The following is a 19,294-nucleotide window of genomic DNA, read 5'->3' as shown; positions in this document are numbered from 1 at the left end:
GGGTGTCAGTGGACCGGCTCACCCTGGTCACCGTGGACCGGGCCGCCGGACATCCGCTGCCGCACGGCCGCCAGATCCTCGAAGGCGTACGCCCAGTTGTGGCACTTGAAGCTGCGCAGCCCCTCGATCGGTGACCGACAGTCGGCGCAGCGTACGCCGGGGATGGCGGCGGGCAGACCGGTGTTGACGTAGCGGCGGTCGCCGAGGATGACCGTCGCGATCATCATCGGGTCGTGCACGCCCTTCAGGGCCGAGGCGACGATGTCGTACCAGGTGATCCGACGACCGCACTTCGGGCAGTCCGGCTGGTCGCCGCTGACCCACAGGGGCGCGCCGATGGTCCGGGGCGGCATGTTGAGCAGCTTCTCGATCCGCCGTACGTCGGACTCCGGGGTGGTCCAGCGGTGCCGGCCGGGCAGTGCGGCGGGCGAGTCGTAGACGGCTTGGAACAGGGCGGGGTCGACCTCGACGGTCTCGCGTTCGCTGGTCATCGGCGTCCTCCGGACTTGTCGGCGCCCCCACCGTGGTCACCGGCGGGTGGCGGGCACAACCGGATCAACGACACGGCGGGACGGCCGGCCCCGGTCAGGGCGTACCCGGGTGGGAGCACGACCCCGAACCGGGCCGGCCGGGACGGTCAGGCTGGCGAGGCGGCGAGCGGCGCGGTCGGCGTCGTTCGCGGCGTCTCGGTGAGTGCCCGCTTCCGGACGCCGAAGACGACCAGGTAGCCGAGAATCCAGAGTTCGCCCACGGTCGCGGGAACCACCAGCAGGTCGCCGACGATCCCGGCGCCGGGGGCGAGGTACCCGACGAACGTCATCAGCACGTAGCCCACACCACCGGCGACGAGGATCCAGCCGAGGGCTCGGGGCAGCCAACCCGAACGCAGCACGCACCAGCCCATCGGCATCAGCCAGAGGCCGAAGAAGAGTCCGCCCACCGCCCACAGGTTCTCGCTGACGAGGTACAGCAACTGGACCGTGTCGGCGGCCCCACCGGCCTCGCCGGTGGCCACCGTGACCGCGGTCCCGAGCATGGCGGCGCTGCCGAGGATGGCGACGGCGTTGACGAGGCCGAAGGCGGCGATGCTGCCGGCGGCGGTGCTGTTGACGGCACGGAACAGCCGGTAGAACCAGACGGCGGCCAGCGTCTGGGTGAGGACGACTAGCAGTTCGAATGCCACTCCGAGGCGCGCCAGTGACTCGTTGGCGACCAGGTTGGCGAGGGTCGCGTCGGCGTCACCGGACTCGAAGATCATGGGTCGGATGGTGAGGAAGCCCAGTGCGCCGGCGATGCCGAGCCCAAGGTAGAAAAGCCCGGTCGTCCGGGCGGTGCGGATCAGTGGATGCATGGTGGCCCCTTCGGTTGCGGCAGCTCTGGTGGCGAGATCAGCCTTACGTCGTAAGGCAACCATACGTTGTAAGGTCAAGGGAAGATGGGAGCCGCATGGGAGCGAGAAGACGCCGGGAGCCGCTGAGCCGTGACCGGGCGCTGGTCGCCGCGATCGCGCTGGTTGACGCGGAGGGGATGGCGGCGCTGACGATGCGCCGGCTCGCCGCCGACCTCGGCGTCGAGGCGATGTCGCTCTACCACCACCTGCCCGGCAAGGAAGGGCTGCTCGACGGCCTCGTCGATGCCGTGGTCGCCGAGATCGTCACGGCCGCCGACCAGGCCGAGACGGCGGCGGCCGGCGGAAACTGGCGTACCCGGCTACGGTCACGTTTCCTCGCCGCACGCGCGGTCATGCTGCGGCACCCGTGGGCGCCCGCACTGCTCACTTCCCGCTCGGCCATTCCCGGCGGGGTGTACGGCTACTACGAAGGCATCCTCGCCATCCTGATCGACGGCGGCTTCCCGTACCGGATCGCCCACCGGGCGCTGCACGCGTTCGGCAGCCTGGCTCTCGGCTTCGCTCAAGAGGTCTTCCAACCCGCCGCCGGTGCGGAGGTCGACGCCGACGCGGCGGAGGCGGAGCTGGCCGCGCTGTCCGCACAGCTGCCCCACCTGGCCGCGATGGTGGCCGCCGAGCTGCACGACGCCACCGACCCCACCCTGGGCTGGTGTGACAGTCAGACCGAGTTCGAGTTCACCCTCGATCTGCTCTTCGACGGTCTGGAACAGGCTCGCGGCGCAGCCGGCCCGGCGGCACCCCGTACGTCCGCTTGAAGGCACGACAGAACGCCGCCTCCGACTGGTAGCCGAACCGCCGCGCCACCACCGGCAGTGGTTCGTCACTACGACCGAGATGGTCGTGGGCGAGTTGCAGTCGCCACGCGGCCACGTACCGCATGACGGGTTCGCCGACCAGCGCGGTGAAGCGTGCGGCGAACGCCGACCGGGACATGCCCGCCTCCCGGGCCAGATCGGTCACGCGCCAGTCCCGCTCGGGCGTACGGTGCAGCGCGGTGAGGGCCTGCCCGATCTGGGGATCACGCAGCGCCGCCAGCCAGCCCTGGCGCGCTTCGGGTGCGGCATCCAACCAGGCACGGATCGTCTGGATGACCAGCACGTCCGCCAGCCGGGTGAGCATCGTCTCGCCGCCCGGACGCAACGCCTGCGCCTCGCTGGCCACGAATCGGAGCGTGCTGTGCAACCACCCCGTCTCGTCGTCGAACCGGTCCAGGTGCAGCACGGTCGGCAGTTGGGCGACCATCCGCTGCGCCGCGACGTGGTCCAGCCGCAGCACCGCGTACGTGACCTGGGTCAGCTCGCCGCCACCGCCGTACCGCATGATCTCGTAACGCTCGCTGAGCCGCTGCACCGGAATCGAGAAGAGTGGCTCGGTCGACGCCTGCGGATCACTGCGGAAGCGGTGCGGAATGCCGTGCGGGATCAGCGTCAGACTGCCCGGCCCGACCAGGCGCGGTTCGACGCCGTCCGCCTCAAGCCAGCACCGCCCAGCCGTGACCACCTGCAACGTCATGCAACCGGGCAGGGCCGGCACCGCCACGCCCCACGGTGCGGTCAGCTCGGCGCGGCAGTACAGCGTGCCGGTGAGCCGGAGGAGATGCAGTGTCTCGCCGAGCGGGTCACTGGCGGCCGCGACCTCGCAGGCCGGTGTCGTCCACATCGCTCAAGGCTCTCGCAGATGTGCCTGTCGTCCAAACAGCTGGACGACAGGCAAAGAAAGCCGGCAGCACGATCATTGTTCCACCACCGAATCCGCACCAGGCTGGGTTGGCAGCGAAAAGCAATCCTCTCCGGAACGGAGCCACCCATGTCCCGACCGTCAGTACTCGTCACGGGCGCGACCGGCAAGACCGGCCGACGCGTCGCCGACCGCCTCATCCGCCTCGGACATCCGGTGCGGCGGGCTTCCCGCCGTGGCGAACGGCCCTTCGACTGGGCGAGGCCGGAGACGTGGTCGGCCGCGCTGCGCGGCATCGACGCCGTGTACCTGTGCTACTTCCCGGATCTGGCCGCCCCGCAGGCGTCCGACGTGGTCGAGGCGTTCGTCGACGTCGCCCGTAAGACGGGCGTGCGCCGGCTGGTGCTGCTGTCGGGTCGTGGGGAGGCGGGTGCGCAGCGCTGTGAGGCGATCGTCGCCGGCTCCGGGCTCGGGTACACCATCGTGCGGGCCAGCTGGTTCACGCAGAACTTCACCGAGGGGCAGCTGGCGCAGGCCGTCCACGACGGCCTGCTCGCGCTGCCGGCAGGCCAGGTCGCCGAGCCCTTCGTCGACGTGGACGACGTCGCCGACGTCGCCGTCGCCGCGCTCACCGGCGACCGGCACGACGGGCGGGCGTACGAGGTCACCGGCCCTCGCCTGCTGACCTTCGACCAGGCCGCAGCGGAGATCGCCGAGGCCACCGGGAGGGAGGTGCGCTACCTGCCGGTCACCGCCGAGCAGTTCCACGACGGCCTGGTCGGACAGGTCGGGCCGGAGCACGCCCGGCTGCTCACCGACCTCTGTGTGGAGGTCTTCGACGGGCGCAACGCCAGCCTCGGCGACGGCGTCCACCAGGCACTCGACCGGCAGCCGGTTGACTTCGCCGAGGTCTGCCGACGGGCCGTCGCTGCCGGGACGTGGCAGCGGTGAGCGGCCGGAACACACCTACCGGAGCACCACCCGCCCCTCCACCCGGACGGATCGGCCTGACCGTCGCCGGACTGGTCGCGATCGTCATCGGTGGAGCGTTGCTGACCGTTCCGGCGACGTTCCACGCCGGAAACGGCATCGAGTACGCGGGCAACAGCAGCCTGCTCAGCGAGGCCCGCGGTGCCGGAGGGGCGCTGCTGGCCACCGGCGTACTCGTCATGCTCGGCGGGTACGTCCGACGGCTGACCTACCCCGCCGCCCTGGTCGGTGCCGTGGTCTATCTGGCCTACGGTCTGTCCCGGCTGCTCGGCATGGCGCTCGACGGGCCACCGGCCGCCGGGCTCGTGGCCGCCACAGTGGTCGAGTTGATCCTCGGCGTCGTCTGCGGCCGGCTCGTCCTGCGGTACGACCGACGACCCGTGCTCACTGGAACAGGCGGGTGATGGCGTGTTGCAGCCGGATGATGTCGGTCATCGTGTACCGGCCCTCGCCCGGCCCGGGATCGGTGCCCAGCGGTGGCTGCTGCTGCCCGGAGGCAAGGGCCAGGACCTGGTTGGCGGGGTCGGGCAGGTAGGTGAGCCCGACCACCCCGAACCGGGCCTGGCCGCGGTCGCGGGCGGCGGCCCGGCCGGACAACTCGTCAAACGTCGGTGGCCGGTCGAAACGGCCGGCGTAGAACTCGACGACCGGGTACTCGTTGCCGCCCGCGACCTCGCGTACGAACGCTGCGTGGAAGCCGGCCTCCACCTGAATGGACACCACGTCTCCGGGGCGCAGGAGCGTCAGCGTCCTGGGCCGGCGCGGCCGGCGCGTCGGCGGAGTCGGCGGCGTGGCGAGGAAGTCCTTGATGGCCGGAGACTGCCGGGCGAAGGCGTCGGAGAGCACGACGTCGCGATTGAGTGAGTCGATGGCAGCCGACGCGTGGGCCGTGACAGCCTCATCGGCGAGGCCGTACCGGTGCAGCAGAACCGCCATCGCCACCCAGCCACGGTGCCGGGTCGCCGCAGCGGTGTCGTCGGCGTCGAGCAGGCACCGCCAGCGGGTGAGGATCGGTGGAACGACCCGTCGCGCCAGCTCGCGGTGATCGTCCGGTACGGCCACCAACTGCCAGCCCACCCACCGGGCCAGATCATCGTTCAACGCGCGGACGAGGACCGGTGCGGCGAGCTTGTCCAGAATCTGCTGATGCCTCACGCCGAGCGAGTCTGACAGACGTTCGCACCTCGTCACCGACGCGTCGACGGCAGACCTGCACCCGACCCGCTGCTGCGCAAAATCCCGCCAGATGGGTACGGGGGAAGGCATGGCTCTCGAACAACCTTCAGGCGACCCCTCGTGATCACCGGTACCTGGCCGCTCCTGCCCAGCGTGGTCGCGTTGGTCGCCGCCCTCGCGGCGATCCTGTCCGCCGGCCGGGCGTTGGTCCGGACGGCCGACGAATTGGCCGACCGGACCGGGATGGGCGAGGCGGTGGCCGGCGCCCTTCTGCTCGGCGCGGTGACCTCGTTGCCCGGCATCGCCACCACGATCATCGGGTCGGTTCGGCAGGACGCCGAGTTCGCGCTCGCCAACCCGATCGGTGGCATCGCGGTGCAGACGGTGTGGCTGGCCATCGCCGACCTGCTCTACCGCCGTTCGAACATCGAGCACGCGGCGGCGTCCCTGGAGAACGTCTTGCAGGCGGTCGTGCTGGTGGCGCTGCTCTGCCTGCCCGTGGTGGCGTACGCCACGCCGGAACTCACAGTGCTCTGGGTGCACCCGGCGAGCCTGCTGATCCCCGTCATCTACCTGTACGGTCTGGTGCTGCTGCGCCGGCTCCGCCGGGAACCGATGTGGTTCGCCCGGCGTACCACGGACACCCGTCAGGACGAGCCGGCTGCCGAGACGTCCGGGATGAGCCTGCGTCGGCTGTGGCTCCGACTGGCCGCGCTGGCGGCTGTCGTGGCCGCCACCGGCTACCTGATCGGTCAGGGTGGGCTCGGCGTGGTCGCCGCCTCCGGCCTGCCCAGCGGATTCGTGGGTTTCACCATCACCACGGCGATCACCTCGCTGCCGGAGCTGATCACGCTCATCGCGGCGGTCCGCATCGGGGCGCTGACTCTCGGCATCGGCAACATCCTCGGCGGCAACGCGTTCGACTCTCTGATGATCTTCCTCGCCGACGCCGCCTACCGGCCCGGGTCGATCTACTCGGAGGCGAACCTGTCGGGGCTGCTGTTCACCGGCATGACCACCCTGATGACGGCCACGCTGACCGCCGGGCTGCTGATCAGGGAACGCCGGGGCATCGGCTTCGAAGGGGCCGCCATCCCGATCATCTACCTGGCCACCGTCGCGCTGCTGCTTCTGCGGCCCGGCTGAGGGCCGGAATCTAGACGAACGCCGTTACGCCGTCGTATTCGGCCACCGGCGCGACGCCGACCTGCGCGTACTCGACAAGCAGCAGACCGTTCGGCGTCGCCTCGTGGTGAACGAGTCGCAGGCCGACGGGAGCGCTCGGGTGGTCCAGTAGACGCCGTCCGGAACCGGCCACGGTGGGAGCGACGACGAGCCGGAGCGTGTCGACCAGACCGGCCGCCAACAGGGCCTTGCCGAGCCGCGCACTCCCGTGAATCTGAAGCTCCCGTCCCGGCTGCGTCCTGAGCTGCCCGACGGTCTGGACCGGGTCGCCGTGGAGCAGCGTCACGGGACGCCAACTGCCCTCGGTGAGGGTGTTGGTGACGACGTACTTCGGTAGCGAGTTCATCCGTTCCGTGAACGGGTCGTTCGGGTCGGTGATCTGCGGCCAGTCGCGGGCGAACGCCTGGTACGTCCGTCGCCCCAGCAGCAGACCGTCGGCAAGATCAAGCCATTCGGAGGTGCGCTTGACGAAGAGCGGGTCCAGGTAGGGCACGAGCCAACCGCCCCGGGTGAAGTCGCCACTCGGATCCTCGGTCGGCGAGCCGGGCCCCTGGCTGACCCCGTCGAGGGTCACGAACTCGGTCAGGGCGATCTTCATCGTGTCTCCTCACTTTCGGCGAATCCGGCGAGCTGGGCGGTCACCGAGCCCCAGCCGTCGGCGAAGCCGAGTTCCTGATGACGGGCGCGAGCGGCGGGATCACCATGGCGGACGACGACCCGGTAGTCCGTGCCGTCCGGATGGTCGTTGAAAGTGACCTCGGCGGTCATGGCGACCGGGACAGGGCTCGCGGGCCGCCAGGCGCTGTCGACGGCGTTCGTGAACACGATCCGCTCGTATTCGTCGACGACCAGGAAGGTCGCGTCCATGTGCGGGACGAACTCACCGCCGTCGTCGCTCAGCCGGGTCACGAACCCGCCGCCGGGCCGGACGTCCAGGCGGTCGACGCGGCAGAGAGCAGGGGCCGGAACCCACCACTTCGCCAGCCGGGACTGGTCGGTCCACGCCTTCCAGACGGTGACGCGGGGTGCGCGGATGACCCGCTCCACGGTCAGGTCCAGGTCGGGTTTCACTCTTGGTGCTCCTCAAGGTCGGTGACGAAGCGTTCGAGGCGATCGGTGCGCTCTTCCCAGATCTGGCGCTGCTCGGCGAGCCAGTGGTCGATGACGGCGAGGCGCTCCCGGTTGAGCACACAGGTGCGTACCCGACCGGCCTTGGCCGTCTGGATCAGCCCGCTGGACTCGAGGACCCGTACGTGCTTCATGAACGAAGGAAGGGTCATCGGGAACTCGCTGGCGAGTTCACCGACGGTCGTCGGCCCACGGCCGAGGCGGCGGAGGACTCCACGTCTCGTCGGATCGGCGAGAGCCCCGAACACGCCGTCGAGCTGCGCCGAATACTGAGCCATGTGGCTAAGTATCCCCTACGACGATACTTAGCGCAACGGCTAAGTATTCAGGTGCGCACGCGGCGTCCGCGCCGCGCCAGGTGAAGAATCTGCGCGCTGCGCCGACGGCTCGGTTATACAAATACCCTGTACGAGGACATCCGGCGCGACAGCCGTCAGGCATCGGGAACCGGAGCGAGTTCGGGGCAACTGGTCAGGCTTCTGGTCGAGGCGCATCGATCAGGAGCGCCGCCTGGTGTACCGGATCGTCGATCAACCGGTTTCGCATGACGGCTGCGGCACGGACCAAGAACCGCAGGTCAGAGAGTACGTGGGTCGGAGGCCTCGCCGCTCGAACCAGTCGTCACCGTCGCCGGTGGCCCGCTACCCTTGCCGATGGGCGGGTCAGCCCAATGAAGCGCGGTTTCCAGGCGTGGCCCCTAGAAGCGGTAGGCGTCTCGCCGGTGGCGGATTGAGTGGATCTGCACGACGCGTTTGGCTTCGTTGATCCGGTAGATGACCCGGTACGTGCCACGGCGGGCGGAGTGGAAGCCGTCGAAGGGCTCGTCGAGTGGTTTGCCAGCCCGATAGGGGTTGACCGCGATCGCGTGCTGGATGGTCTCCGTTGCCGCGACCGCGACCTCCAGCGGTAGGTCCTCGTGCAGGTTGCGGCGGGCCTGCCGGGAGAACACCACCGTGTACGGGCTGGCTGCCTCCCGGGCGTCGTCCCGCCGCCCGCTTTGCGGAGGCATCAGGCCGCCTTACCGCGGCGCCGTTCCAGCTCGGCGCGAACCTCGTCCATCGAGAACGTGTCGCCGGCGGCGAAATCCTCCCGCGACTGGCGCAGATCCGCGAGGGCCTCGTCGTCGGAGAGCAGGTCGAGCGTCTCCCGCATCGACTCGTACTCCGCGACCGAGATCAGCATCACATCGGCACGGCCGTTGCGGGTGATCGTGAAGTGGTCGTGCTCCCGAGCGACCCGGTCGGCCAGCTCGGCGATCCGGGCCTTGGCTTCGGTGATCGGAATGGTCTCCATAGCGACCACTCTAGCAACTGGTCAGAATTATGACCACTTGCTGCATCGGAGCTCGTGCTGCCTTCTTGCTGCCTCACTGCTGGGTCCCAGCCACACGAGACGCGTGCGATGCCGCAGTGCACCTCGACGGGCTCTGTCCACCTTGGCCACTCACGCCGCCTTGCCTGTCATTTAAGACGTAAAGTTCTAACGCCTAGTCCTTAAGCCAGTTATAGACAACAAAGGCTACCCCGATTAAGGATACCGTTAGTGATATCACAAGAGCTGCGGGATTGTACTTCTTGTCGATGAGGATGTCGCTCCAGACGGAAAGGCCTGTGCCCAGCAGAACGCCACCAATTGCGCCGATGTGACGCCCTCGGCGGGACACGGACCCAGTCCCCAAAAATTCAGCGGCCCGTTGGACATGTCTCTGCGAGACGACGTCAGAGCCATCTCGTTCGAATGCCTGCCGCGCCGCATCGACGAGCGACTTGGAGTACTGCTCCACCATGTTCACGTATAGCTGTTGAGCAGGAGTACTAAAGCCCGTCTCTTCGACTTCGCCCCCCTTGGAGATCAGTAACTCTACGACATCTTTTCTGCGCTCCCTCCGTCGGATGGCAGAATGCGCCGCGAGCCAAGCAACGGCCACTACCGCTATGGCGACTGCAATGAGGAACGCGATAAGCACGGGAGTGAGCCATTGGGATGGGGGAGTTGGCTCTGGTTGACCTTTTCGATCGCTCGCCGTAAAGGCGCTGGCAATGGCAGCTATTATACCAAGAATGGCGAAGGCGAGACTTGCCCGTTCGGCCCAGCCAATACTGTTCGTTGTTCGGCGGCGGTCATTCTGGCGCAATGCTTGACCTTCAATCGACACGTCCCCTATTGCAAGGGTTTCAGGTAGTTCCACGAATTTAGAGGGTGTTTTACGAACATCGTCAGGGCATGATTACATGTTGGATATAAGCGGCTGGCACCGCCTCATCCCAGTGGTCAGTCTTTGTCGGGTGATCGACCGGCTTGCTGCACGTGGCCGCCCGGCGGGTTGCGCCATGCGGGGCTGAGCTGTATCAGCGGTGCACCGGAGTCGATGGATGTCCGGCGCTGCCCGCGCCCGTCGTTACCCAGCCCGAGTGTCAGACGTTGCAGCGGAACTCCGATGGGCGGTCGCATGACCTGCGGTTGCCCGCTTCGCATCCTGGTCGCGCCTGCTCGTCGGCTCACGTCGTTCGTCCGTGGTTGCCGACGTTTCACGCTGTCGTGTGGCCCCTGGGTGCTCCGGAGAGCCTCGATCCTCACAGCGCGCTGGACCGGTAGGACGTGCGGACTCGGTCGGGACGGCCGACGCTCCCGCTTCCGGCCGGTCCGCTACCGGTCGCCGTAGTGGTATCGGCAGGCGATGATCTCGACGTCGTCCTTGGTGATGCGGTAGACCAGCCGGTGTTCGCGGTCGATCCGGCGGGACCAGAAGCCGGACAGCTCTCCCCGCAGGGGTTCCGGCTTGCCGATGCCCTCGTACCCGTTGCGCATCACGTCCGCGATCAGGTCGTTGATGCGCTTGATCAGCTTGCGGTCGGTGTGGCTGAGGTACTGGCTCCAGGCTGTCGCGGTGAAGACCAGCCTCACGCGACGTCCCGCGCGGTGTCCGGGTCGGTCAGCTCCCGCTCGGCCGTGTCGCCCTGCTCAAGCTCGGCGATCGACCGGCGTAGGGCTGCGGCATTGCTGGGGCTGCGTAGGAGGTATTCGGTTTCCTTCATCGACTCGTACTCGGCCAGCGACACGATCACCACCGGCTCGTGGCCAGACCGGGTAACCACCACTTCCTCGGCGTCGTTGATGACGCTGTCGAGTTCAGCGGCCAGGTTCTGGCGTAGCTGGGTGAAGTTCACAGTCCGCACGACCACCTCCGGGGTAGGTACAGAAAATTGTACCTCGGGCGGCGCGGTTCTCGTCCCTGGTTCAGCTGGCGATGGATCCACGGGTGCTGCTGTGCGAGCCAAGATCGCGGCCGAAGGCCCCGCGAAGGCCGCTGAGCTGCGTAAGAGTGGGCCGCCAGGGACTCGAACCCTGAACCTATGGATTAAAAGTCCACAGCTCTGCCATTGAGCTAGCGGCCCGCGCCGCTCAGGTTACCGGACACCGACGGGAGCGGGCTCGCGGCTTCCGGCCCGCCGTCGATGCCTGGTGGCGGCTCCAGTGAGATCGGGGTGGACGTCGGCTGGCAGGATCGGCTGGGTCGACGCTCGGACTCGTCGTTGGCCAGGCTGCCTCGCGTCCTGCCGGCCGCCCTGCGTCCTGGAGGTGCCGCAGATGTCGGAGCCGATCCGCCTCGCCGTCCTGGCCGGGGCCACCCTGACCACCGGGCTGGTGGCGGGGCTGTTCTTCGCGTACGCCTGCTCGGTGATGCCGGGTCTGGCCGCGACCGACGGTCGGACCCTGGTCGGCACCATGCAGTCGATCAATCGGAAGATCATCAACGGCTGGTTCCTGTCGGCGTTCCTCGGTGGGCCGCTGCTCGTGGCGGTGGCCGTCGTCGGGTATCTCGGCACCGGCGGTGCGGTGCTCGGCTGGCTCGTCGCCGCGCTGGTCAGCCATCTGGTCACCCTCGGTGTCACCGGCCGGTGCAACGTGCCGCTCAACAACCGGTTGGAAGCCGCCGGGCCGGTCGACGGGATCGACGACCTGGCGGGGGCACGGCGGTGGTTCGAGGGGCCGTGGGTGCGGTGGAACCTGGTCCGGACGGTCAGCTCGGCCGCTGCCTTCGCGTGCCTGATCGGCGCGCTGCTCGCCCGCTGAGCGACCGGTGTCAGCGGCACCCCGGGATCGGCGGGCGACGGCGGGCTGGCTGCTGCGCTTGGAAAGCGGCTGACCGGGTACGGACCGGGCATGCGGATCGTGGTCGTGGGAGCGAGCGGGAACGTCGGTTCGGCGGTGCTGCGCCGGTTGCGGCGCGAGCCCGGTGTGGAGATCGTCGGGGTGGCGCGGCGGCTGCCGCCGGCGGGGGCGGGTGAGCCGTACGACGCGGTGCGGTGGCACTCCTGCGACATCGGCCTGGCCGGTGCGGCGGATGAGCTGGCCGGTGTCTTCGCCGGTGCCGATGCGGTGGTGCACCTGGCCTGGCAGATCCAGCCCAGTCACGACCAGCACGTGTTGCGCCGTACCAATGTCGGGGGCAGCCGGGCGGTGGTCGACGCGGTGCTGCGCGCCCGGGTGCCGGCCCTGGTGTACGCCTCGTCGGTCGGCACCTACGCACCCGGTCCGAAGGACATGCCGGTCAGCGAGCGCTGGCCGGCCACCGGGGTGCCCGGGTCGTCGTACAGCCGGGACAAGGCGACGGTGGAGGAGATGCTCGACGGGATCGAGCGGAGCCATCCGGCGCTACGGCTGGTCCGGCTGCGTCCTGGGTTGATTTTTCAGCGGGACGCCGGCACCGAGATCAGCCGGTACTTCCTCGGCCCGCTGGCACCGGTGCGGCTGCTGCGGTTCGGCCGGCTGCCACTGGTGCCGACCAACCGGCGGCTGCGGATGCAGGTGGTACACGCCGACGACGTGGCTGACGCGTACGCCCGCGCGGTCATGGGCGACGCCCGCGGCGCCTTCAACGTCGCCGCGGACCCGGTGCTGACTCCCGAGCTGGTGGCCCGGCATTTTCACGGCTGGACGGTGCCGGTGGCCGCCCCGGTGCTGCGGGCCGCTGCGGCGCTCACCTGGCGGGCGCGGCTGCAACCGGTCGACGCCGGCTGGGTCGAGTTGGCCCTCAACGTGCCGCTGATGTCCAGCGAGCGGGCCGAGACCGAGCTTGGCTGGCGCCCGAGCGTCGACGCGGTCACCGCGCTGCGGGAACTCTTCACCGGCCTGGCCGAGCGCGCCGGAACCGCCAGCCCACCCCTGTCCATCTCCCCCACCCTCCCCGCAGGCGAGGGCAACCCCTACTGACCCGCCTCCGCCGCCGCTGTTGACCAAGAGCTTCGAGTCGAAAAACCACCTCGACGGTGACGCAAACTTCTTGATCAACCAAGAATGATGGACGGGTCAGCGGATGGTGGAGGCGGTGAAGGTGGGCTTGCCGGAGCCCTGGTAGAAGATGCCGGGGTAGGTCTGGAAGCCGTGGCTGGGGTTGCGGCGCAGGGTCGAGTTCTCGATGCGCAGGGTGCCGGTGCGGTCGTTGCTGACGAAGAAGACGGCCCCACCGCCCTCCCGGGCGTCGTTGTCCTCGACGACCGTGCCGGCGAGGCGTACGGAGAACTTGTTGCCGTCGCAGTAGATCGCCCCGCCACTGCCGCCGCCAGGCGTGCCGGAGCGGGCCGGGTTGGCACCCTCACCTACCGCCTCGTTGTCCCGCAGCACGCTGTTGAGGACCACCCAGGACACGCCGATGCTGCTCAACGCGCCGCCGTTGGCGCAGGATCCGCCGGTGAAGGTGCTGTTGACCACGTACACCGGCTGGTCGTCGTGCTGGTCGAGGACCCGGATCGCGGCACCGCCCAGGTCCGGGCCGGTGCGGTCGCAGCGGTTGTCGACGAAGCGCGAGTTGACCACCTTGAAGCGGCCGCCCCGGACGAAGATCGCCCCACCGCCGCCGCCGTCGGTGCGCTGCCCGGTGGAGTCGCCGTCGGCGAAGGTGAGGTTCTGCACGGTCAGCTGCGGGTGGTCCTGGTCGTCGCAGTGCGACGTGGTCCAGCCCTGCAACGCGTCGCAGGTGTTCATGTAGAGGATGCGCCGCTTACCCTGCCCGCTCAGGGTGACCTTGCCGCCGCCGTCGAGCACCACCTGCGGGCCGTTGGCGTTGCGCACCTTGGCGGTGGCGGTCATCCGGATGGTCACCGGGTCGGGGCCACAGTCGAAGGTGATGATCCCGCCGGCCGCGACCGCCCGGATGACAGCGGCGGAGGTGCAGCTGTCGGCGGTGCCGTTGCCGACGGTACGGGTCGGCTTCGACGTGTCGACCGCCTTCCCGGCCGCCGGTACGGTCACCCGTCCGGTCGGGTTGCCGGTGCCGCGTGCACCCTTGGACGCACCAGGCGGGGTGGGGCTGGGACTGCTGGCCGGGCTGCTGCCCAAGCCGGTCTGGGCCGCCGGGGTGGCCTGCGCGCCCGGTGCCTGCCCCGTGCTCGGCGTCGCGGAAGCGCCGCTCGCCGGGGCCTGCGCGCCGCGCGGGTCGGCGCTCGGCACGGACGGGCTGCACGCGGCCAGGTTGGCGATGGCGACGCCGAACGCGACCGCGGCAATTGAGGATCTGAGGCGCACCCCGTGATGCTAGGTCCTGTGTCAACGAACCTGTGCCCCGTCGTGGGCGCAAGATCAGGCGATCGGCACGTGGTGCAGGTGCCGCCGCCGACGCAGCCGGACGGCGAAGACGCCGGCCACCGTCACGATCAGCAGCACCGTGACCACCAGCCCGTGCAGAAAACCTCGGGTCAGGTAACCGTCGTCGGTGTGGTCCACCGCCCAGGTGGCGATCTCCCGGCTGGACCAGAACGGCGTCAGCTTCGCCCCCGCGTCGGCCGGGTCGAGCAGCATCTGCATCGCCACCACGGTGAGCAGCAGCAGCGTGCCCTCCAACTCGCGGGGCAGCAGGGCGCCGATCAACATGCCGAACGGCGCGGCCACGGCCACGCAGCAGAGCATCGCCACGGCGATCCCGCCGTACCGCAGGTTGTTCGCGTCGACGACGGTGAGCAGGAAGAACGGCACCGAGATCGCCAATCCGAGCCCCCACAGGCCGAGCATCCGACCGAGGTAGAGGTGGTGCGGCCGGTAGCCGGTGAGCCGGAGCCGGGGCTCCAACTCGCGGGCCGCGCTGGTGGCGAAGAGGGCCGCGGTGCTGACCGCCCAGCTGATGCCGAGCAGCAGCGCGCGCACCGACTGCCCGACGTAGGAGTCGCGCCGGATCAGCCAGAAGGTCAACGGCATCAACAGCAGGAGCAGGAGTACGCCCCGGCGGCGCGCCAGTTCCCGCAGCGTCATCTCGGCCACGGTGACCAGCCGGTTCACGATCGGCCTCCCTGGTGAGCGGGGGTCAGGTCGAGCACCACGTCGACCCGGTCGAGCTGGTTGAGCAGGTGGGTCACCACGACGATGGCCCGTCCCTCGTCGCGTAGCCGGGTCAGCTGGTCCCAGAGGTTGACGTAACTACCCTGGTCGAAGCCCTGGTACGGCTCGTCGAGCAACAGCACGTCCGGCTGCGCCAGGGTGGACATGGTGAGGTTCAGCTTCTGCCGCGTACCCCCGGAGAGGTGGCGGGCGAGCACGGCGTTCTCGGCGTCCCAGCCGAGCTGCCTGGCCGCCGCCCGGCCGGCCTGCCGGGCGGGCCCCCGTGGCACGCCCTGACCGGCACCCACCAGCACGAAATGCTCGTCGGGCAGCAGGAAGTCGGCGGTGCCGCCCTGCTGCGGGCAGTAGCCCAGCCGGCCCGAGACGGTCACCTCCCCGGCGTCCGGCGAGACCAGACCGGCGCAGATCCGCAGGAACGTGCTCTTGCCGCAGCCGTTCGCGCCGACCACCGCGGCGATCTGCCCGGCCCGTACGGTCAGCGTCGCGTCGCGGAGCACCACCTGCCGGCCGTACCGCTTGGTGATGCCCCGGGCGTGCAGCCGGACGGGGCCCGGACGCGGGCCGGGCGTGGTGCCGATGCTCTCCACGATGGCGGCCGCGTACGCCTGCGGCGAGCCGAAGACCAGCCATGGATCACCGCCGCCCTCGCGCAGGTGGGTGGCCGCCTCGGCGACCACGTGCCGGCTGGCGTCTCCGCCCACCCGGCGCTGGTACAGCTCGGCCGCGAATGCGCGCAGCCAGTCGTCGGCGTTCACCCGTCGACCCCCTTCGTGACGATGCCGGTCACCGGGGCCACGAACGCCAACCAGGCGTTGCCGCCGTGCCGCAGCGCCGCTCGCCCGTCGTCGGTGAGTTGGTAGTACTTGCGGGCGGGACCGGAATCGCCCTCCCGCCACCGCGCGGTGACCAGCCCGGTGCGTTGCAGCCGCAGCAGCACCGGGTAGAGCGTGCCGCCCTGGATCGGTCCGACGCCCGCGGCGTCGAGCGACTGGGCGAGCTGGTAGCCGTAGGACTCGCCGTCGCGCAGCAGGGCGAGCACGCAGAGATCGAGCACCCCGCGCAACCACTGCCCCCGACGGTCGGAATCCACTCGCCGAACCCTAGTGCCGCTATCTAGATGGCACAACTACCTAGTGCGGTACGGCGGCCCGATCGGCCGGTGCCGGCGTACCTCAGCCGGTCACGACATCGGAGATCACCACGGTGACGTTGTCCGGCGCGCCGGCCTGGTGGGCGAGCTTCACCAACTGCTCGCCGCACTGGTGGCGGTCGGCGTGCATGCCCAGCGTGGCGGCGATCGCGTCGTCGGCCACGTAGTCGGAGAGCCCGTCGCTGCACAGCAGCAGCCGGTCACCGGCGGCCAGGGTCACCGCGCCCATCGTCGGCGGCGCGTCGGCGCCCTGCACCGCCCGGGTCACCAGCGAGCGCTGCGGGTGGTGGCGGGCCTGCTCGGGGGAGAGGGCACCCTGGTCGACAAGCGCCTGCACGAACGTGTCGTCCCGGGTCAGCTGGCGCAGCTGGCCGTCGCGGAGCAGGTAACAGCGGGAGTCGCCGACCTGCGCCAGCACCAGCGTCTCCCCGGCCAGCAGAGCCGCGGTCAGCGTCGTACCCATGCCGTCGCGGGCGGGGTCGGCGGCGATCGCGGCGTGGATGCGCTGGTTGGCGGTGCTCACCACGGCACGCAGCGCCTCGGTGGCGGCCTCCGGTGCGGTCGGCGGAACCAGCTCGTCGAGGATCCGGATGACGATCTCGCTGGCCACCTCGCCGGCGGGCAGTCCACCCATGCCGTCGGCCACCGCGACGAGGCGCTCGCCGGCGAGGGCGGAGTCCTCGTTGTTGGTCCGGACCAGACCGATGTCGTTGAGGATGGCCGAGCGGAGGATCAGCGTCATGGGACAAGCTTGCCAAGAAGACCCTTCCCGCGTCTCTACGCACTACTGCGTAGGGTTGAGGAATGTTGCCGGTGTCCATGGTCGGGCGCGCCGGTGAGCTGGCTGAGCTGGACCGGGCCTGGTCCAGCGTGGTCCTGGGCCGCCGCCGCTCCCCGGCCGTCGCGGTCGTCACCGGGGGACCGGGCGTGGGCAAGAGCCTGCTGGTCGCCGCCGCGCTGGACGCCTTCACTCCGCGACCGGAGGTGGTGCTCAGCGGCACCGCCCGGGTGCACAGTCCCGCACCGTACGACTGGTTGGCGGCGGTGTTGAGCGGCCGGGACACCACCCGGCTCGACCTGCCGGCCGACGCGCTTGCCTGGCTCGCTCAGCAGCCCACCGCGCCGCGTGAGCGCTACGCCCCCGGCACCCTGCTCCGGCTGGCCGTGCGTACCGTCCGGGTGCTGGTCGGTGCCGGTCCGGCGGTGCTCGTGGTGGAGGACCTGCACGCCCTCGACCCGGCCAGCCTCAACCTGGTCGGCGAACTGGCCACCGCCGACGGGCTGCCGGCCCTGCTGGTGGTGGCGACCAGGCCCGCCGCGCGCGCGGTCTCACCGGAACTCGCCGGCCGCACCCTGGCGCGCCTGTGCGGGGTACGCGGAGTGGTGCGCCAGCACCTCGGCCCGCTGCGTCCGGCCGAGGTCGCCGAGGTGCTGACCCAGGTGTACCCGGACCCGCGCCCCGAACTGGTGCACGAGGTCTGGCGGCGCACCGACGGCAACCCGTACGCGCTCACCGAGCTGCTCGCCGCGCACGCCGGGCAGGGTCTCGACGCCCTGCTGGCACCGGCGGCACCTCCGTCGGGCTCGCGTCTCCCGCCCGAGTCGAGTCCGGCCGTGCCGACGTCCCGCCGGGCCGTGCCCGAGTCCCCGTCCCCGGCCTGCCTGACCGGCCGGGAGGCGGAGGTGCTCGACTGCCTGGTCGCCGGCATGTCCAACAAGCAGGTGGCTCGCGCCCTGGGCATCTCGGTACGCACGGTCACCGTGCACGTGTCGAACCTGCTGCGGAAGACCGGCACCGCCTCCCGTACCGAGGTGGCGCTCTGGTCGGTCCGCCAGCGACCCACCCAGACCCAGAGCGTCGATCATGAAGTTGTTGCCCGGGCGAGCGCTTACCCGCAGCAGTAACTTCATGATCGACAGAGCTGGGTGTGGGGTGGGGTTATGCCTCTGAGGGGAGGGCGGTGGCGGGGGTGTTGAGGGTGACCTCGGTGGGGGTGACTGTGGAGATCTGATCGGCGAGGACGTAGACGGCGCCGGTGGGCACCAGGTCGGTGGAGACCTTCAGGTAACCGGTACGCAGCAGTCGGGCGGCGAGGTCCGCCGGCACGTCCGGCTCCTCCACGGTCGCGGATTCGATCAGTTCGTCCAGGCTGCTGCCGGGGTCGGTGGTCGGTGCCTGCACGGTCACCGCGTTCGGGTCGCCGCGTTGCACGAGGTCCACGGTGCCCACGTCGACGCCGGCCGAGTCGACCACCCGCATGCCGGTGGTGACCCGCGAGAGGGTTGTCCGTTGATCGATGCCCTGCTGCTCCATCCCCGCGCGGTTCCCACCCACCCCACCCCCTAAACCCACCCCACCTCGCCGCTCCCGTTGATCAAGAAGTTTTGGTCGGGATCCGCGGCGAACTCCGACCAAAACTTCTTGATCAACGCGGGTCGGGGTGGGGGTGCGGGTCGGGGTGGGGGTGGGGGCGGGGGGTTAGTTCGCGCCAGGTGTCGGTGCCTTGGAGCAGGGCGCGGATGGTGTCCTCGGCCGCGTCGACGGTGTCGTACTCGTAGAACCGGGAGACGCCCTCGGCGCCGCCGGCGCGCTGCTCGACGAACCATCGGTCGGCATCCACCCGGAGGAAGACGTCCCGCCGGGCCAGTCGCCCCCATTTCCCGTTCCACCAGTGCTTTCGCTGCTCCATGGCGGGACTCTATCGAACATCTGTTCGACACAAGTCGGCCCCTGCGGGATTCCCGCAGGAGCCGGTGTGCACTTGCCGGATTCAGCGCGCGGCGGGCGGTTCGTCCCGGCGGCCGAGCACGTCGTCCAGGGCGCCGCGCTGCTGAGCCGGGGTGGTCCGGCCGGCGGCGACGAGGGCGTCCCGGATCTCGGTGAGCAGCTTGACCTCCTCGCTCGGCGCGGCCGGCGGCGGCTCCTCGCCCCGCTGGCGGCGCTCGGCCAGCCGGTTCATCGGAAACACCACCAGGAAGTACAGCGCGGCGGCGGTGAGCAGGAAGGTGATCGTCGCGTTGACGAAGGCGATCCAGTCGAAGGCGATGCCCCGGAACTCGGGCGCGGTGCCGGCGATGCCCTTGTCGCTGCCGGTGATGAGCAGCACGAAGACCCGGATCAGTGGCTCCAGGAAGGACTTGGTCAGCTGGGTGACCACGCCGGTGAACGCGGCGCCGATGACGACGCCGACCGCGAGGTCGACGACGTTGCCGCGCATGATGAAGTCTTTGAATCCCTTGATCAT

28 protein-coding genes and 1 tRNA gene are annotated in these 19,294 nt (G+C 69.9%); 8 read left to right on the top strand and 21 right to left on the bottom strand.

Annotated features, from left to right (window positions below; genetic code table 11):
- Positions 1-5: 5 nt before the first annotated feature.
- On the bottom strand, positions 6-491 hold the full coding sequence (locus O7624_RS14570; RefSeq protein WP_210939004.1) for a hypothetical protein: 486 nt from the start codon (positions 489-491) through the stop codon (positions 6-8).
- A 146-nt stretch (positions 492-637) separates the two neighbouring features.
- Positions 638-1,351, bottom strand: coding sequence for a DUF4386 domain-containing protein (locus O7624_RS14565; protein WP_282240397.1), 714 nt, complete (start codon positions 1,349-1,351; stop codon positions 638-640).
- 95 nt (positions 1,352-1,446) lie between these two features.
- Here O7624_RS14565 and O7624_RS14560 point away from each other — a divergent pair, with 95 nt between their 5' ends.
- Positions 1,447-2,166: a TetR/AcrR family transcriptional regulator C-terminal domain-containing protein gene (locus O7624_RS14560; RefSeq protein ID WP_282240396.1), complete on the top strand. Its 720-nt coding sequence runs from the start codon at positions 1,447-1,449 to the stop codon at positions 2,164-2,166.
- Here the strand turns inward: O7624_RS14560 and O7624_RS14555 are convergent.
- Entirely contained in the window at positions 2,087-3,070 is a 984-nt protein-coding gene (locus tag O7624_RS14555; protein ID WP_282240395.1) for an AraC family transcriptional regulator, read from the bottom strand. The genes O7624_RS14560 and O7624_RS14555 overlap by 80 nt on opposite strands.
- 147 nt (positions 3,071-3,217) lie before the next feature.
- On the opposite strand from O7624_RS14555, the gene O7624_RS14550 reads away from it, so the two are divergent.
- Positions 3,218-4,039 (top strand): NAD(P)H-binding protein, encoded by an 822-nt coding sequence (locus O7624_RS14550; protein ID WP_282240394.1) that lies wholly within the window; start codon positions 3,218-3,220, stop codon positions 4,037-4,039.
- Positions 4,036-4,482, top strand: a complete 447-nt coding sequence (locus O7624_RS14545) for a DUF4345 domain-containing protein (RefSeq protein ID WP_282240393.1) — start codon at positions 4,036-4,038, stop codon at positions 4,480-4,482. Before O7624_RS14550 ends, O7624_RS14545 begins: the two co-directional genes overlap by 4 nt.
- Here the strand turns inward: O7624_RS14545 and O7624_RS14540 are convergent.
- Positions 4,463-5,233 (bottom strand): hypothetical protein, encoded by a 771-nt coding sequence (locus tag O7624_RS14540; RefSeq protein ID WP_282240392.1) that lies wholly within the window; start codon positions 5,231-5,233, stop codon positions 4,463-4,465. The genes O7624_RS14545 and O7624_RS14540 overlap by 20 nt on opposite strands.
- A 141-nt stretch (positions 5,234-5,374) precedes the next feature.
- Between O7624_RS14540 and O7624_RS14535 the strand changes: the two genes are divergently transcribed.
- Positions 5,375-6,400, top strand: a complete 1,026-nt coding sequence (locus tag O7624_RS14535) for a sodium:calcium symporter (RefSeq protein ID WP_282240391.1) — start codon at positions 5,375-5,377, stop codon at positions 6,398-6,400.
- 10 nt (positions 6,401-6,410) lie between these two features.
- Here O7624_RS14535 and O7624_RS14530 read toward each other — a convergent pair whose 3' ends face one another.
- Genes O7624_RS14530 through O7624_RS14520 form a run of 3 tightly spaced genes read right to left on the bottom strand, consistent with a single transcriptional unit; the run spans position 6,411 to position 7,845 of the window.
- Entirely contained in the window at positions 6,411-7,037 is a 627-nt protein-coding gene (locus O7624_RS14530; RefSeq protein ID WP_282240390.1) for a dihydrofolate reductase family protein, read from the bottom strand.
- On the bottom strand, positions 7,034-7,510 hold the full coding sequence (locus O7624_RS14525; protein WP_282240389.1) for an SRPBCC domain-containing protein: 477 nt from the start codon (positions 7,508-7,510) through the stop codon (positions 7,034-7,036). Before O7624_RS14525 ends, O7624_RS14530 begins: the two co-directional genes overlap by 4 nt.
- A complete protein-coding gene (locus tag O7624_RS14520) occupies positions 7,507-7,845 on the bottom strand; it encodes a helix-turn-helix transcriptional regulator (protein WP_093403899.1) in 339 nt (112 codons plus the stop codon). Before O7624_RS14520 ends, O7624_RS14525 begins: the two co-directional genes overlap by 4 nt.
- A 115-nt stretch (positions 7,846-7,960) precedes the next feature.
- On the opposite strand from O7624_RS14520, the gene O7624_RS14515 reads away from it, so the two are divergent.
- Complete coding sequence (locus O7624_RS14515; protein ID WP_348774988.1) at positions 7,961-8,332, top strand: type II toxin-antitoxin system YoeB family toxin; 372 nt, start codon at positions 7,961-7,963, stop codon at positions 8,330-8,332.
- On the opposite strand, the gene O7624_RS14510 is transcribed toward O7624_RS14515, so the two are convergent.
- From O7624_RS14510 to O7624_RS14485, 6 genes are all read right to left on the bottom strand, one after another.
- The gene (locus O7624_RS14510; protein ID WP_282240388.1) at positions 8,265-8,576 is read right to left on the bottom strand and encodes a type II toxin-antitoxin system RelE/ParE family toxin; all 312 of its coding nucleotides are present in this window, start codon (positions 8,574-8,576) and stop codon (positions 8,265-8,267) included. The genes O7624_RS14515 and O7624_RS14510 overlap by 68 nt on opposite strands.
- The gene (locus O7624_RS14505) at positions 8,576-8,860 is read right to left on the bottom strand and encodes a type II toxin-antitoxin system Phd/YefM family antitoxin (RefSeq protein WP_282240387.1); all 285 of its coding nucleotides are present in this window, start codon (positions 8,858-8,860) and stop codon (positions 8,576-8,578) included. Before O7624_RS14505 ends, O7624_RS14510 begins: the two co-directional genes overlap by 1 nt.
- 193 nt (positions 8,861-9,053) lie before the next feature.
- Complete coding sequence (locus O7624_RS14500) at positions 9,054-9,755, bottom strand: hypothetical protein (RefSeq protein WP_282240386.1); 702 nt, start codon at positions 9,753-9,755, stop codon at positions 9,054-9,056.
- 458 nt (positions 9,756-10,213) lie between these two features.
- Complete coding sequence (locus tag O7624_RS14495; protein WP_282240385.1) at positions 10,214-10,471, bottom strand: Txe/YoeB family addiction module toxin; 258 nt, start codon at positions 10,469-10,471, stop codon at positions 10,214-10,216.
- Positions 10,468-10,743, bottom strand: a complete 276-nt coding sequence (locus O7624_RS14490; RefSeq protein WP_131306469.1) for a type II toxin-antitoxin system prevent-host-death family antitoxin — start codon at positions 10,741-10,743, stop codon at positions 10,468-10,470. The genes O7624_RS14495 and O7624_RS14490 overlap by 4 nt, the downstream gene beginning before the upstream one ends.
- 147 nt (positions 10,744-10,890) lie before the next feature.
- Positions 10,891-10,962, bottom strand: a tRNA-Lys gene (locus tag O7624_RS14485).
- A 193-nt stretch (positions 10,963-11,155) separates the two neighbouring features.
- On the opposite strand from O7624_RS14485, the gene O7624_RS14480 reads away from it, so the two are divergent.
- Both O7624_RS14480 and O7624_RS14475 read left to right on the top strand, forming a co-directional pair.
- The gene (locus O7624_RS14480) at positions 11,156-11,641 is read left to right on the top strand and encodes an anthrone oxygenase family protein (RefSeq protein ID WP_282240384.1); all 486 of its coding nucleotides are present in this window, start codon (positions 11,156-11,158) and stop codon (positions 11,639-11,641) included.
- Positions 11,642-11,731: 90 nt separating this feature from the next.
- Positions 11,732-12,781, top strand: a complete 1,050-nt coding sequence (locus tag O7624_RS14475) for an NAD-dependent epimerase/dehydratase family protein (RefSeq protein WP_282240383.1) — start codon at positions 11,732-11,734, stop codon at positions 12,779-12,781.
- Between the two features lie 96 nt (positions 12,782-12,877).
- On the opposite strand, the gene O7624_RS14470 is transcribed toward O7624_RS14475, so the two are convergent.
- The 5 genes from O7624_RS14470 to O7624_RS14450 form a co-directional block, all read right to left on the bottom strand.
- Positions 12,878-14,092, bottom strand: coding sequence for a hypothetical protein (locus tag O7624_RS14470; protein WP_282240382.1), 1,215 nt, complete (start codon positions 14,090-14,092; stop codon positions 12,878-12,880).
- A gap of 54 nt (positions 14,093-14,146) precedes the next feature.
- On the bottom strand, positions 14,147-14,839 hold the full coding sequence (locus O7624_RS14465; protein WP_093403907.1) for an ABC transporter permease: 693 nt from the start codon (positions 14,837-14,839) through the stop codon (positions 14,147-14,149).
- Positions 14,836-15,654 carry an ATP-binding cassette domain-containing protein gene (locus tag O7624_RS14460; RefSeq protein ID WP_282240381.1) on the bottom strand — a complete coding sequence of 273 codons (819 nt, stop codon included), beginning with the start codon at positions 15,652-15,654 and terminating at the stop codon, positions 14,836-14,838. Before O7624_RS14460 ends, O7624_RS14465 begins: the two co-directional genes overlap by 4 nt.
- On the bottom strand, positions 15,651-15,989 hold the full coding sequence (locus O7624_RS14455; RefSeq protein ID WP_093403911.1) for a PadR family transcriptional regulator: 339 nt from the start codon (positions 15,987-15,989) through the stop codon (positions 15,651-15,653). The genes O7624_RS14460 and O7624_RS14455 overlap by 4 nt, the downstream gene beginning before the upstream one ends.
- Before the next feature lie 82 nt (positions 15,990-16,071).
- On the bottom strand, positions 16,072-16,791 hold the full coding sequence (locus tag O7624_RS14450) for a PP2C family serine/threonine-protein phosphatase (RefSeq protein WP_093403912.1): 720 nt from the start codon (positions 16,789-16,791) through the stop codon (positions 16,072-16,074).
- 62 nt (positions 16,792-16,853) lie between these two features.
- Between O7624_RS14450 and O7624_RS14445 the strand changes: the two genes are divergently transcribed.
- Complete coding sequence (locus tag O7624_RS14445) at positions 16,854-17,954, top strand: LuxR C-terminal-related transcriptional regulator (protein ID WP_282240380.1); 1,101 nt, start codon at positions 16,854-16,856, stop codon at positions 17,952-17,954.
- A 34-nt stretch (positions 17,955-17,988) separates the two neighbouring features.
- Here the strand turns inward: O7624_RS14445 and O7624_RS14440 are convergent, their stop codons facing one another.
- The 3 genes from O7624_RS14440 to mscL form a co-directional block, all read right to left on the bottom strand.
- Complete coding sequence (locus tag O7624_RS14440) at positions 17,989-18,348, bottom strand: hypothetical protein (protein ID WP_282240631.1); 360 nt, start codon at positions 18,346-18,348, stop codon at positions 17,989-17,991.
- 127 nt (positions 18,349-18,475) lie between these two features.
- Positions 18,476-18,739 carry a hypothetical protein gene (locus O7624_RS14435; protein WP_282240379.1) on the bottom strand — a complete coding sequence of 88 codons (264 nt, stop codon included), beginning with the start codon at positions 18,737-18,739 and terminating at the stop codon, positions 18,476-18,478.
- An 81-nt stretch (positions 18,740-18,820) separates the two neighbouring features.
- Positions 18,821-19,294: a large conductance mechanosensitive channel protein MscL gene (mscL, locus tag O7624_RS14430; RefSeq protein WP_282240378.1), complete on the bottom strand. Its 474-nt coding sequence runs from the start codon at positions 19,292-19,294 to the stop codon at positions 18,821-18,823.

The organism is Verrucosispora sp. WMMD1129, from assembly GCF_029581255.1.
In the GTDB taxonomy this organism is placed as follows: Bacteria; Actinomycetota; Actinomycetes; order Mycobacteriales; family Micromonosporaceae; genus Micromonospora; species Micromonospora sediminimaris.
This window is presented reverse-complemented; position numbering and strand designations above follow the sequence as displayed.

Bases quoted from the DNA above. Each gene is read 5' to 3' on its own strand.
- O7624_RS14570 (WP_210939004.1), bottom strand. From the start codon at position 491: ATGACCAGCGAACGCGAGACCGTCGAGGTCGACCCCGCCCTGTTCCAA.
- O7624_RS14475 (WP_282240383.1), top strand. From the start codon at position 11,732: ATGCGGATCGTGGTCGTGGGAGCGAGCGGGAACGTCGGTTCGGCGGTG.
- O7624_RS14450 (WP_093403912.1), bottom strand. From the start codon at position 16,791: ATGACGCTGATCCTCCGCTCGGCCATCCTCAACGACATCGGTCTGGTC.
- O7624_RS14555 (WP_282240395.1), bottom strand. From the start codon at position 3,070: ATGTGGACGACACCGGCCTGCGAGGTCGCGGCCGCCAGTGACCCGCTC.
- O7624_RS14445 (WP_282240380.1), top strand. From the start codon at position 16,854: ATGTTGCCGGTGTCCATGGTCGGGCGCGCCGGTGAGCTGGCTGAGCTG.
- O7624_RS14480 (WP_282240384.1), top strand. From the start codon at position 11,156: ATGTCGGAGCCGATCCGCCTCGCCGTCCTGGCCGGGGCCACCCTGACC.
- O7624_RS14435 (WP_282240379.1), bottom strand. From the start codon at position 18,739: ATGGAGCAGCGAAAGCACTGGTGGAACGGGAAATGGGGGCGACTGGCC.
- O7624_RS14530 (WP_282240390.1), bottom strand. From the start codon at position 7,037: ATGAAGATCGCCCTGACCGAGTTCGTGACCCTCGACGGGGTCAGCCAG.
- mscL (WP_282240378.1), bottom strand. From the start codon at position 19,294: ATGATCAAGGGATTCAAAGACTTCATCATGCGCGGCAACGTCGTCGAC.
- O7624_RS14565 (WP_282240397.1), bottom strand. From the start codon at position 1,351: ATGCATCCACTGATCCGCACCGCCCGGACGACCGGGCTTTTCTACCTT.
- O7624_RS14560 (WP_282240396.1), top strand. From the start codon at position 1,447: ATGGGAGCGAGAAGACGCCGGGAGCCGCTGAGCCGTGACCGGGCGCTG.
- O7624_RS14505 (WP_282240387.1), bottom strand. From the start codon at position 8,860: ATGGAGACCATTCCGATCACCGAAGCCAAGGCCCGGATCGCCGAGCTG.
- O7624_RS14510 (WP_282240388.1), bottom strand. From the start codon at position 8,576: ATGCCTCCGCAAAGCGGGCGGCGGGACGACGCCCGGGAGGCAGCCAGC.
- O7624_RS14550 (WP_282240394.1), top strand. From the start codon at position 3,218: ATGTCCCGACCGTCAGTACTCGTCACGGGCGCGACCGGCAAGACCGGC.
- O7624_RS14520 (WP_093403899.1), bottom strand. From the start codon at position 7,845: ATGGCTCAGTATTCGGCGCAGCTCGACGGCGTGTTCGGGGCTCTCGCC.